General features: G+C 75.2%; 14 protein-coding genes. 7 read left to right on the top strand and 7 right to left on the bottom strand.

Translation table 11 applies throughout. From position 1 onward, the window contains the following. Positions 1 to 469, bottom strand: a 469-nt coding sequence (locus tag ABEB16_RS00250; protein WP_345710273.1) for a HipA family kinase, incomplete at its 3' end; no start/stop codon positions are given. Positions 470 to 561: 92 nt separating this feature from the next. On the opposite strand from ABEB16_RS00250, the gene ABEB16_RS00245 reads away from it, so the two are divergent. The 4 genes from ABEB16_RS00245 (at position 562) to ABEB16_RS00230 (ending at position 5,591) form a co-directional block, all read left to right on the top strand. After that, on the top strand, positions 562 to 1,473 hold the full coding sequence (locus ABEB16_RS00245) for an NAD-dependent epimerase/dehydratase family protein (RefSeq protein WP_345710272.1): 912 nt from the start codon (positions 562 to 564) through the stop codon (positions 1,471 to 1,473). Positions 1,474 to 1,532: 59 nt separating this feature from the next. After that, on the top strand, positions 1,533 to 2,246 hold the full coding sequence (locus ABEB16_RS00240) for a response regulator transcription factor (RefSeq protein WP_345710271.1): 714 nt from the start codon (positions 1,533 to 1,535) through the stop codon (positions 2,244 to 2,246). Positions 2,247 to 2,258: 12 nt separating this feature from the next. Beyond that, positions 2,259 to 3,932, top strand: coding sequence for a sensor histidine kinase (locus tag ABEB16_RS00235; RefSeq protein WP_345710270.1), 1,674 nt, complete (start codon positions 2,259 to 2,261; stop codon positions 3,930 to 3,932). A gap of 114 nt (positions 3,933 to 4,046) precedes the next feature. After that, a complete protein-coding gene (locus tag ABEB16_RS00230; protein WP_345710269.1) occupies positions 4,047 to 5,591 on the top strand; it encodes a S1C family serine protease in 1,545 nt (514 codons plus the stop codon). A 7-nt stretch (positions 5,592 to 5,598) separates the two neighbouring features. Here the strand turns inward: ABEB16_RS00230 and ABEB16_RS22750 are convergent, their stop codons facing one another. Then, positions 5,599 to 6,303, bottom strand: coding sequence for a DUF4031 domain-containing protein (locus ABEB16_RS22750; protein ID WP_425560059.1), 705 nt, complete (start codon positions 6,301 to 6,303; stop codon positions 5,599 to 5,601). Positions 6,304 to 6,464: 161 nt separating this feature from the next. Here ABEB16_RS22750 and ABEB16_RS00220 point away from each other — a divergent pair, with 161 nt between their 5' ends. Then, on the top strand, positions 6,465 to 6,755 hold the full coding sequence (locus ABEB16_RS00220) for a WXG100 family type VII secretion target (RefSeq protein WP_345710268.1): 291 nt from the start codon (positions 6,465 to 6,467) through the stop codon (positions 6,753 to 6,755). Positions 6,756 to 6,871: 116 nt separating this feature from the next. Here ABEB16_RS00220 and ABEB16_RS00215 read toward each other — a convergent pair whose 3' ends face one another. After that, entirely contained in the window at positions 6,872 to 7,036 is a 165-nt protein-coding gene (locus tag ABEB16_RS00215) for a hypothetical protein (protein ID WP_345710267.1), read from the bottom strand. Between the two features lie 232 nt (positions 7,037 to 7,268). Here ABEB16_RS00215 and moaA point away from each other — a divergent pair, with 232 nt between their 5' ends. Further along, complete coding sequence (moaA, locus tag ABEB16_RS00210; RefSeq protein WP_345710274.1) at positions 7,269 to 8,336, top strand: GTP 3',8-cyclase MoaA; 1,068 nt, start codon at positions 7,269 to 7,271, stop codon at positions 8,334 to 8,336. A gap of 7 nt (positions 8,337 to 8,343) precedes the next feature. Beyond that, positions 8,344 to 8,586, top strand: coding sequence for a MoaD/ThiS family protein (locus ABEB16_RS00205; RefSeq protein ID WP_345710266.1), 243 nt, complete (start codon positions 8,344 to 8,346; stop codon positions 8,584 to 8,586). A 46-nt stretch (positions 8,587 to 8,632) separates the two neighbouring features. On the opposite strand, the gene ABEB16_RS00200 is transcribed toward ABEB16_RS00205, so the two are convergent. The 4 genes from ABEB16_RS00200 to ABEB16_RS00185 all read right to left on the bottom strand — a co-directional run. After that, positions 8,633 to 9,118, bottom strand: coding sequence for a molybdenum cofactor biosynthesis protein MoaE (locus tag ABEB16_RS00200; protein ID WP_345710265.1), 486 nt, complete (start codon positions 9,116 to 9,118; stop codon positions 8,633 to 8,635). Positions 9,119 to 9,225: 107 nt separating this feature from the next. Further along, on the bottom strand, positions 9,226 to 10,854 hold the full coding sequence (groL, locus tag ABEB16_RS00195) for a chaperonin GroEL (protein ID WP_345710264.1): 1,629 nt from the start codon (positions 10,852 to 10,854) through the stop codon (positions 9,226 to 9,228). 314 nt (positions 10,855 to 11,168) lie between these two features. Next, positions 11,169 to 11,372, bottom strand: a complete 204-nt coding sequence (locus ABEB16_RS00190) for a cold-shock protein (RefSeq protein WP_345710263.1) — start codon at positions 11,370 to 11,372, stop codon at positions 11,169 to 11,171. A 200-nt stretch (positions 11,373 to 11,572) separates the two neighbouring features. Continuing rightward, positions 11,573 to 11,755: hypothetical protein (locus ABEB16_RS00185; protein ID WP_345710262.1), on the bottom strand; the 183-nt coding region annotated here is incomplete at its 5' end.

The following is an 11,755-nucleotide window of genomic DNA, read 5'->3' as shown; positions in this document are numbered from 1 at the left end:
GCGACGCCCCGTGGTCGATGAGCCACGGCCGGCCCCCCCACCACAGCGCGTTGGGGTTGCGCCAGGAGCGGTCGACGTTGAGGAGCAGGGCGTCGAACCACAGCACGCGCGCCGCCCACCCGGGGTCCACCGGGTCCACCGCCGGGTCGAAGGACAGCGCGCCGGGCAGGAAGTCCGTGCCGAGGTTGGTGCCGGGCGAGCGCAGCAGCAGGTCCTGCACCTCCTCGTCGGGCTCGCTGCGGCCGATGACGGGGTCCACCCGGACGGTGACCAGCTCGGGCACCTCCAGGTCCAGCGCAGCGGCCAGCCGGGCGGCGACCACCTCGGCCACCAGCACCCGCCGGCCCTGTCCCGCGCCGTGGAACTTCACCACGTACGTGCCGTCGTCGTCGGCCTCGCACAGCCCCGGCAGGCTGCCGCCCTCGCGCAGCGGGGCGACGTAGCGGGTGGCCTGGACGTCGCGGAGCACCCGGGCAGTCTGCCGCAGCGCCCGCCGCCACCCGCAGCAGCGGTGCCCGCCGCCCTCGCGGTGGCCGAGGCGCAGCCCGTAGGTTGCCCCGCATGAGCGACGACGCCGCCGAGACCACCGCACGGCCGCGCCAGCCCGGCGGCGACGAGCTGCCCGGCCCGGTGCGGACCGTCTGCGTCACCGGGGCGAGCGGGAAGGTGGGCCGCGCCGTCGTGGCCGACCTGCTCGCCCACGGCTACCGGGTGCGGGCCACCGACCAGCTCCCGCCCGCCGTCCCGGACGGCGTGCCGTTCCTGCGCGCGGACCTCACCGACTTCGGGCAGGCGGTGCAGGCCCTCGACGGCGCCGACGCCGTCGTGCACCTGGCCAACATCCCCGCCCCCGACCTGCTGCCGGACTCGGTGACGTTCGCGGCGAACACGACGATGAACCACAACGTGTTCACCGCCGCCGCCCGCGCCGGCCTGGAGCGGGTGGTGTGGGCCTCCAGCGAGACGACGCTGGGGCTGCCGTTCGACACCCCGCCGGACTACGTGCCCGTCGACGAGGACCACTACCCGCGCCCGGAGACGTCCTACGCGCTGTCGAAGGTGGCCAGCGAGATCGTCGCCGAGCAGGTCTCGCGCTGGAGCGGCATCCCGTTCGTCGCGCTGCGCTTCTCCAACGTCCTCACCCCCGCCGACTACGACGGCCTGCCGCAGGTGTGGCGCAAGCCCTCGCTGCGGCGGTGGAACCTGTGGGGCTACGTCGACTCCCGCGACGCCGCCGCCGCGTGCCGCCTGGGCCTGGAGGCGCCGCTGAGCGGGGCGCAGTCGTTCGTCATCGCCGCCGCCGACACCGTCCTGGACCGGCCCTCCCTCGACGTGCTGCGCGAGGAGTTCGGACCGGTGGAGGTGCTGCAGGACGTGCCGGGCAGCCAGACGCTGCTGTGCATCGACCGGGCGCGGGAGCTGCTGGGCTACGAGCCGCGGCACTCCTGGCGCGACACCCACGGGCGCGGCTGAGGGTCTGCGCCCAGCGCGCTCACAGCCCGTTCCCAGCCGCGCTCGGCCACACTGGAGCCGTGCGCAGCGCGTCCCCCACGCCCGAGGCCCGGCTGCTCGTCGTCGACGACGAGCCGAGCATCCGCGAGCTGCTGGCCACCAGCCTGCGCTTCGCGGGGTTCGACGTGGCGTCGGCCGCGGACGGCGCCGAGGCCCTGGAGCTCGCCGAGCGCACCCGCCCCGACCTCGTCGTGCTCGACGTGATGCTGCCCGACATGGACGGCTTCACCGTGACCCGCAAGCTGCGCCAGCGCGGCCGCGACGTGCCGGTGCTGTTCCTCACCGCCCGCGACGACACCGCCGACAAGGTGGCGGGGCTGACCGCCGGCGGCGACGACTACGTGACCAAGCCGTTCAGCCTGGAGGAGGTCGTGGCGCGCATCCGGGCGGTGCTGCGCCGCGCCGGGGCGCTGGCGGCGGCCGACGCCGGGCGGCTGTCCTTCCACGACCTGGAGCTGGACGAGGACTCCCACGAGGTGCGCCGCGCCGGGCGGCTGGTGGAGCTGTCCCCCACGGAGTTCAAGCTGCTGCGCTACCTCATGACCAACCCCAACCGGGTGCTGTCCAAGGCGCAGATCCTCGACCACGTCTGGGACTACGACTTCAACGGCGAGGCGCAGATCGTGGAGTCCTACATCTCCTACCTGCGCCGCAAGCTGGACACCGAGGGCCTGGCGCCCCTCATCCACACCAAGCGCGGCGTGGGCTACGTCCTGCGGCTGCCCCCGTCGTGAGGCGGTGCTGACGTGGTCGCCGTGGGTCCCGCCGTGCGGGAGGGGCTGGCCGCGCTGCGCCGGCTGCCCCCGCCCCGCCGGGTGCCGGCCGCGGTGTCGGGTGCGGTGGAGCGGCTGCCGCTGCGCACCCGGCTGCTCGCGGTCGTGGTGCTGCTGCTCGTGGCGGCGATGACGCTGACCGGGCTGGTGTCGCTGGGGCTGCTGCGCGGGCAGCTGCAGGACCGGGTGGACACCCAGCTGACGACGACCGGGGAGAACCTGTCCGACGCGGTGGTCGGCATCGACCTGGGCCGCGGCCAGCGGCAGGTGCTCCCCAGCGAGTTCTACGTGCAGGCCAGCACGTCGCAGGGGGAGGTCGTGGGGGCGATCACCCAGCTGACGCAGCACGACGGCTCCCCCCTCAGCCTCGACCTGCCGCCCCTCACCGCGGAGTTCGCCGACCGGCAGGACCAGCGGCCGTTCACGGTGGAGGACGCCGCCGGCGACGGCTCCGACTGGCGCGTCGTCGTCTACTCCTACCCCGAGCGGGGCGTCACCACGGCCGTCGCCCTCTCGCTGGACGACGTGGACCGCACCGTCGACACCTACCGCTACCTCGTGCTGCTCGTGAGCACCCTCGTCGTCGCCCTCGGCACCGTGCTGGCCGCCCTGGCGATCCGCCGCGCGTTCCGCCCGCTCGCGCAGATCGAGGTCACCGCCTCGGCCATCGCCGACGGCGACCTGTCCCAGCGCGTGCCACCGGCCGCCCCGGGCACCGAGGTGGGGCGGCTGGCGACGGCGCTCAACAGCATGCTGAGCCACGTCGAGCGCGCCTTCCGCGCCCGGCAGCGCTCGGAGGAGCAGATGCGCCGCTTCGTGGCCGACGCCAGCCACGAGCTGCGCACCCCGCTGGCGGCGATCCGCGGGTTCGCCGAGCTGCACCGCCTCGGCGCGCTGCCGGAGCGGGCGGACGTCACCCGCGCGATGGAGCGCATCGAGGCGGAGTCGACGCGACTGGGGCGGCTGGTGGACGACCTGCTCGTGCTGGCCCGCCTCGACGAGGCGCAGCGGCAGGCGCGGGAGCAGCCGGAGCCGGTGGACCTGGCGGTGCTGGCCTCCGACGCGGTGCACGACGCGCGCGCCCTGGCCCCCGAGCGGCACGTGCGGCTCGTCGGCCTGCCCGAGGGCGCGCCGGTGCGGCCCACCGCGGTGCTGGCGGCCGACGCGGGCCTGCGGCAGGTGCTGACCAACCTCGTCGGCAACGCGCTGCACCACACCCCCGCTGGCACGCCCGTGGAGGTGGCGGTGGGGCCGGTGCGGGGGCCCAGCGGTCCCGAGGCGGTCGTGGAGGTGCGCGACCACGGCGCGGGGCTGGCCCCGGAGGACGCCGAGCGGGTGTTCGAGCGGTTCTACCGCGTCGACGCCTCCCGCCGGCGCGGCACCGGTGGCGGCTCGGGGCTGGGCCTGGCGATCGTGAAGAGCATCGTGGAGGGGCACGGGGGCACGGTGGCGGTGGCGGCGACGCCCGGCGGGGGTGCGACCTTCCGGCTGCGCTTCCGGCTGGCCGCCCCGGAGGAGGACGCGGAGGAGGACGCCGGGGAGGACGCCGAGGGGGGTTCCGGGCACGACGCCACCGGGTATGGGTCTGCCGAGCACGACCGGCCGGCGCACGACCTGCCGGGGCGGGGAGGGCCGAGGCAGGGCTGATCCGGCGCGGCCGGCTTCACAGGGAACCTTCAGACAGCGCTCGGGAGCCCTCCAGGTGGGTATCCGTTCATTGGTAGCAGCAGGTGCAGTCCCACGAGGCAGAGGTGAGCAGCGATGAGCAACCCCGACGACCGCGAGCCGGTGCGGACGCCCGCGGACCGGGACGTCTGGGGCAACCCGACGCCCGGCGAGGGCGAGAGCCGGGGCGCTGGGCAGGACGGCGGCCACCAGGGCTACGGCTACGGCCAGAACGGCTACGGCTCGGGCTACGACCAGAGCGGCTACGGCATGGGTCACGACCAGAACGGCTACGGCTACGGCTCGGGCTACGACCAGAGCGGCTACGGCACGGGTCACGGCCAGAACGGCCACGACCAGAACGGCTACGCGAACGGTTCCCAGCAGCCGGCCTGGTACGGCTACGACGCGCAGCAGTCCGGCGACCCCTACGCCCCGCAGGCCCAGCAGCAGGGCACCGCGCTGCTCGACCCCGCCACCTCGCCCCGGCGCCGCCGCCGCCCCGGCTGGCTGGCCCTCGGCGCCGGGGTGGGCGCCAGCGCCCTCGCCGCCAGCGCGCTGACGGCGGCCCTCGTGACCGGCTTCTCCGACGAGGCGCCCAGCAGCTCGCTGAGCACCACGGGCGGCAGCACCAGCACCACCGCGCCGCAGAACCCGGGTGCCACCAGCGCCTCCCCGGACTGGGAGGCGGTCGTGGCGGACGTCTCCCCCAGCGTGGTCGCGGTCACCGTCGCCTCCAGCGCGGGTGAGGGCGAGGGCTCGGGCATCGTCTGGGACACCGAGGGCCGCATCGTGACGAACAACCACGTCGTCACCGGCGCCGGCGCGGGCGCCGAGATCACCGTCACCCTCTCCGACGGGCGGGAGTACGCCGCCAGCATCGTCGGCACCGACGCGGCCACGGACCTGGCCGTCATCAAGATCGACAACCCGCCGTCGGGGCTCGTGGCGGCGGAGTTCGCCAACTCCGACAACGTCCAGCCCGGCGAGCCGGTGATGGCGCTGGGCAACCCGCTGGGCCTGGCCCAGACGGCGACCACCGGCATCGTCAGCGCCGTGGACCGCCCGGTGACCACCGCCGCGGAGGAGTCGGAGAACCCCTTCGGCGGGCAGAGCACCACCGAGACGGCCGTGACGAACGCCATCCAGACCGACGCCGCCATCAACCCCGGCAACAGCGGCGGGGCCCTGCTGGACGGCGGCGGCAACGTGATCGGCATCAACTCCTCGATCGCCTCGCTCAGCAGCAGCGGCGGGCAGTCCGGCAGCATCGGCCTGGGCTTCGCGATCCCGTCCAACCTGGTCAAGCTCATCGCTGACCAGCTCGTGGCGGACGGCACCGCGGACCACGCCTGGCTCGGGGTCGGCCTGAGCTCCTCGGACGCCACGGTCACCGTCAACGGCGCCGGGCGCACGGGCGCCCACATCGCGGGCGTCACGGCGGGCACCCCCGCGGCGGAGGCGGGGCTGCAGGTGGACGACGTCGTCATCGCCGTCGACGGCGACGGGATCGACGGCGGGGAGTCGCTCATGGCGACGATCCGCGAGAAGGCCGTCGGCACGACGGTGACGCTGACGGTCGTGCGCGGCGGTCAGCAGCAGGACGTGCAGGTCACGCTCGGCACGCGGCCGGCGCAGTGATCGACGCCTAGCCGCGACGCGGCGCCCCAGCGGCGGTGGTGGTGGTTCCCAGCAGGGGCCACCACCACCGCCGCGGCACGTCGGCCAGCGGTGTCCAGCCGTCGCCGGGGAGTTCCCGGCCCGCGAGCGGGGCACCGGTCAGGTCCAGGAGCCCGTCGTGCACGACCCGGCGCCGCCCCGCGTCGCCGGACCAGGTGCGCCGGAAGCCCAGCACCACGGCGTGCGGGTGCCACGGGACGGGCGGCAGGTCCGGGCCGGCCGGGCCCCGGCGGGTGCGCACCGCCTCCCCGGAGGGGTCGCGCAGCAGGCCCAGGTGCTCCCCGTGCGGGGTGGGCACCCGCCGGGCGCGGACCACGTCGACGCGCCCGGCGCGACCCGCCCGGTCGGCCACCGCGCCGTCTGCCACCGCGCCACCGGTGGCCGCGTCGAGGGTGCTGGCCACCACCTCCTCCCCGCGCCGCTTGGGCCGCCGCAGCCCGGCGGCGCGCAGGCGTGCGAGCAGCTCCCGCGTCGTGACGGCCTCGGCGCCGGCGGCCACCGCCCTGTGGTGCACGTCCGCGGGCACGTCGTAGTGGTCGCCCTCGAAGGCTCGGCGCGGGATGCCGAGGGCGGCGGCGAAGCGGTGCAGCTCCTCCACCGAGGTGTCGCTGACGAGGTGGGCCCAGCTGCGGCCGTGGGCCGTCCACTGCGGACTGTCGATGAGGATGCTCATCGAGCCGTCCACACCCCTCGCCCGGGCGTCCGACGGCGCCCGCGCTGTGGACGGCGGACCTCGACGTGCATGCGGCTCCTTACGGTCGGCGCAGCGGTCCGGGGCGTTCCCGGTCGCCGCGGGCACCCCGTCCCGCGGCCCGCCGAGCGGAGGAGTCCAGCATGAGCCGGTTCGAGGTCGACAGCGCACTGGTGAGCCAGGCGAGCGCGGCGGTGCAGGGCTCCGCAGCGGCGATCACGGGTGAGGTCGACCGGATGATGCGCAACCTGCTCGACCTGCAGTCCAGCTGGCGGGGGCAGGCCGCCACGGGGTTCCAGGGCGTCGTCGTGGAGTGGCGCGCCACCCAGGAGCGGGTGCGCCAGTCGCTGGAGGACATCCAGCGGGCGCTGGCGGCGGCCGGTCAGCAGTACGCCGAGGTGGAGGCGGCCAACGTCCGGATGTTCTCGCTCTGAGCGCTCCCCGCACGCCGGCGGGTGCGCCCCACGACGCAGCGCGCCGGTCCACGACGACGTCGTCGTGGACCGGCGCGCCGGCGCGGCCCCCGGTGGTCCGGGGAGCCGCAGCGGGATCAGGCGGCGTGCGGGGTGGCCTTCTTCACCGTGCGCTGCGGGACCGACCAGTGCATGGTCAGCTGTCGCCGACCGTCGATGCCGGTGCTCACGGCCCAGCGGGCCGCCAGCGCAGGGCGGTGCGGGCGGAGCCGCACCGGTGCCGGAACCTCGTTGCTCGCCATCTTCATTTCCTCCATGGTGCACCCCCCGTTCATCTACTGTTCACCTTAACGGTAGCCCATCCGGCTCCACCGCGCCAGCACGATCTGCGGCGGCATCCGGGACGTCGCGACGGGCGCACCGACGGGCGCACCGATAGGCGCTGGTGGGCTCCGGTGGGGCCCGGGGACGTCGGGCGGGCACCGCGTCGACGCATACCCTGGGGGCGTGCCCGTCGACCTCGGCCTCCCCCTCGTGCGCAGCCGCCGCGCACCCGCGGGCGATGCGGCGGGGAGCGCGCACCGCAGCGGCGGCCTGCGGGACCAGCACGGGCGCACCGCCGTGGACCTGCGGGTCTCCCTGACGGACCGCTGCAACCTGCGCTGCGGGTACTGCATGCCCCCCGAGGGCCTGCCCTGGGCCGCGAAGGAGTCGCTGCTCACCGATGCGGAGGTCGTGCGGCTGGTGACCCTCGCGGTGCGCGACCTCGGGGTGCAGGAGGTCCGCTTCACCGGGGGTGAACCGCTGCTGCGGCGCGGCCTGGAGGACCTCGTCGCCGCCACGACCGCGTTGCGCACCCCCGCCGGCGCACCGGTGCGGGCCTCGCTCACCACCAACGGCATCGGCCTCGACCGGCGCGCCGCACCGCTGGCCGCCGCCGGCCTGCACCGCGTCAACGTCTCCCTCGACACGCTGCGGCCCGACCGCTTCCTCGCCCTGACCCGCCGCGACCGCCACGCCGACGTGCTGGCCGGGATCCGGGCGGCGCGGGAGGCCGGGCTGTCGCCGGTGAAGGTCAACGCCGTGCTGCTGCGCGGCCTCAACGACGACGAGGCCCCCGCCCTGCTGCGCTGGGCGCTCGCCGAGGACGTCCAGCTGCGGTTCATCGAGCAGATGCCGCTGGACCCGCAGGGCGCGTGGCGGCGCGAGGACATGGTCACCGCCGACGAGGTGCTCGCCGCCCTCCAGGAGCACGTCGTGCTGCGGCCCGTGGCCTCGTCCGTGCGCGGTTCCGCGCCGGCGCAGACGTGGCAGGTCGAGGACCGGGCGGGCACCACGGGGACGGTCGGCATCATCGCCTCGGTGACCCGGCCCTTCTGCGGCGACTGCGACCGCACCCGGCTCACCGCCGACGGGCAGGTCCGCACCTGCCTGTTCTCCACCTCCGAGACGGACCTGCGCGACCTGCTGCGCGGGGGCGCCGGCGACGCGGAGCTGGCCGCCGCGTGGCGCGCCGCCATGTGGGGCAAGCGGGCCGGGCACGACATCGACGATCCCGGGTTCCTGCACCCGCAGCGGCCCATGTCGGCGATCGGGGGCTGAGGTGGCGGTGCTGGTGCGGTACTACGCGGCGGCGGCGGAGGCGGCCGGCGCGGAGGAGGAGCGCCTCGACCTGCCGGCGCCGCTGCCGCTGGCCCGGCTGGTCGAGGACCTCGGCCGGCGCCACGGCCCGGACCTCGCCCGCGTGCTGGGCGCCTGCTCGTTCCTGCTGGACGCGACGAGCGCCGAGGGGGCCGCCGTCGTGGCCGACGGCGCGACGCTGGACGTCCTGCCGCCCTTCGCGGGGGGCTGAGCGGCCCGCACCCGCGGCACCGCGACCGCGCGGCGGGGCCGGCGCGTCAGGGCGAGGCGACCCACTCGCGCGTGCCGTCGGCGAAGTGCTGGTGCTTCCACACCGGCAGCAACCGCTTGACCTCGTCGACGAGCAGGGCGGCCGCCGCGAACGCCTCGTGCCGGTGCGCGGCGGAGACGGCCACCGCGAGGGCGCAGTCGCCCACCTCCAGGTCCCCGAGGCGGTGGCTCACCGCGACGGCGTCGACCCGGCAGCGGGCCGCCACGTCGGCGGCCACCGCCCGCAGGACGTCGGGCGCGCTGGGGTGGCCGACGTAGCGCAGCCGCTCGACCCCGCGGCCGCAGTCGTGGTCGCGCACGACGCCCGCGAAGGTGACGACGGCCCCGGCCGCGGCGTCGGAGACCAGCGCGGCGTGCTCGGCGACGTCGAGGGGGGCGTCGACGACCTCGGTGCGCACCACCCGGCGCGCCGGTTCGGTGAGCCGGGAGGCGTCGCGCGCGGCGGACGGGATCTCGCCGGTCGGGCTGCTCACGCCCCGACCCTAACCCGCGCGCCCGCCGCCCCGGACGCCGCGAGGGCGGCCTCCCCGTGGGGAGACCGCCCTCGCGGTCGTGCTGGTGGTGCTGGGAGCGGCGGGACTCAGAAGTCCATGCCGCCCATGCCGCCGTCGCCACCGGGAGCGGCCGGGGCGGCCTTCTCCGGCTTGTCGGCGATGACGGCCTCGGTGGTGAGGAAGAGCGCCGCGATGGAGGCGGCGTTCTGCAGCGCGGAGCGCGTCACCTTGACCGGGTCGTTGATGCCCTCGGCGAGCATGTCGACGTACTCGCCGGTGGCGGCGTTGAGGCCCTTGCCCGTCTCCAGGTTGCGGACCTTCTCCGCCACGACGCCGCCCTCGAGGCCGGCGTTCACGGCGATCTGCTTCAGCGGGGCCTCGACGGCGACCTTGACGATGTTGGCGCCGGTGGCCTCGTCACCGTCGAGCTCGAGCTTCTCGAAGGCGAGCTTGCCGGCCTGGATCAGGGCGACGCCACCGCCGGCGACGATGCCCTCCTCCACGGCGGCCTTGGCGTTGCGCACCGCGTCCTCGATGCGGTGCTTGCGCTCCTTGAGCTCCACCTCGGTGGCCGCGCCGGCCTTGATGACGGCCACGCCGCCGGCCAGCTTGGCGAGGCGCTCCTGGAGCTTCTCGCGGTCGTAGTCGGAGTCGCTGCGCTCGATCTCGGCGCGGATCTGCGCCACGCGCCCGGCGATGGCGTCGGCGTCGCCGGAGCCCTCGACGATCGTGGTCTCGTCCTTGGTGACGACGACCTTGCGCGCCCGGCCCAGCAGGTCGAGGGTGGCGGTCTCGAGCTTGAGGCCGACCTCCTCGGAGATGGGCTGGCCACCGGTGAGGATGGCGATGTCGCCCAGCATGGCCTTGCGGCGGTCACCGAAGCCGGGGGCCTTGACGGCCACGGACTTGAAGGTGCCGCGGATCTTGTTGACGACCAGGGTCGCCAGTGCCTCGCCCTCGACGTCCTCGGCGATGATCACCAGCGGCTTGCCCGACTGCATGACCTTCTCCAGCAGCGGGAGCAGGTCCTTGACGCTGGAGATCTTGGAGTTGATGACGAGGACGTAGGGGTCCTCGAGCACCGTCTCCATGCGCTCGGAGTCGGTGACGAAGTAGGGCGAGATGTAGCCCTTGTCGAAGCGCATGCCCTCGGTGAGCTCGAGCTCGAGCCCGAAGGTGTTGCTCTCCTCGACGGTGATGACGCCTTCCTTGCCGACCTTGTCCATCGCCTCGGCGATGAGCTCGCCGATGGAGGGGTCACCGGCGGAGATGCCCGCGGTCGCGGCGATCTGCTCCTTGGTCTCCACCTCCTTGGCGGCGGCGAGGAGCTGCTCGGTGACGGCCTCGACGGCCTTCTCGATGCCGCGCTTGAGGGCCATCGGGTTGGCGCCGGCGGCGACGTTGCGCAGGCCCTCGCGCACGAGCGCCTGGGCCAGGACGGTGGCGGTGGTGGTGCCGTCGCCCGCGACGTCGTCCGTCTTCTTGGCGACCTCCTTGACGAGCTCGGCCCCGATCTTCTCGTAGGGGTCCTCGAGCTCGATCTCCTTGGCGATGCTCACACCGTCGTTGGTGATCGTGGGGGCGCCCCACTTCTTCTCCAGGACGACGTTGCGGCCGCGCGGGCCGAGCGTGACCTTGACGGCGTCGGCGAGCTGGTTCATGCCGCGCTCGAGGCCGCGACGGGCCTCCTCGTCGAAGGCGATGATCTTGGCCACTGGTGTTCCTCCCCGGTGACGGGTCTGGTGGCCGGAGCGGTGCCCGCGACGGACGGCCCGCCGCGGCGCGGGGTCACGTCCCCCGCGGCGACGGGCCTCACCGCACCGGCCGGGAGCGTGAGCTCCCGGGTCGAGGTGCTGCGAGTGCTGTCACTCTCGACTCGAGAGTGCCAGTGCCAATGTTGGCACTCTCACCGGTCGAGTGCAAACCCCCGACGCGCGGCGGCGCCGCCCCCCGCACGGGGGGACGGCGCCGTGGGAGCCGCAGCGGCCCTCGCCCGCGGTGGGCGCGCCCGGCGCGGCCGGCCGGGTGCTCAGGCGGTGCGGACGGCCTCCGCCTGCGGACCCTTCTGGCCCTGCCCGACCTCGAACTCCACGCGCTGGCCCTCGTCGAGGGAGCGGTACCCGTCCATCTGGATGGCGGTCCAGTGCACGAACACGTCGCTGCCGCCGTCGTCCTGGGTGATGAAGCCGAAGCCCTTCTCGGCGTTGAACCACTTCACGGTCCCCTGAGCCATGCGATCTCCATGAGGTGCGGTGCGGGCGGCGTCACCGGCCGGACCGGTGGCGGGTCTCCCCGTCCGCCCGGGCGAACGGTGGCTCCGGGTGCACGTGTGCACACCCGGACAGCGCGACCGGTGCCGATTATGGGGAGTACCCCCGGGCTCCACAAGGATCTCCGGGCGCCGCCGTCCACGCTCGGATCACGGCCGGCGACTCAGCGCAGCAGCTCCAGCACCGCCGTGATCGTGTCGCCCGCGAGGAGGACGACGGCCCCGGCCGCGGCGGCCAGGAGCAGCACCGCGAGCAGCACCAGGGCCGCGACGACCGCCGGGCTGCGGCGCGTGCGGTGGGCACCGCGCCGCGCCGGCTGCGGCGCGCCTCCGTGCCCGCTCAAGGC

The sequence above is a fragment of the Kineococcus glutinatus genome, assembly GCF_039542765.1.
GTDB lineage: Bacteria > Actinomycetota > Actinomycetes > Actinomycetales > Kineococcaceae > Kineococcus_A > Kineococcus_A glutinatus.
Note: the sequence above shows the minus strand (reverse complement) of the source record. Positions and strands in the feature narration are given on the sequence as shown.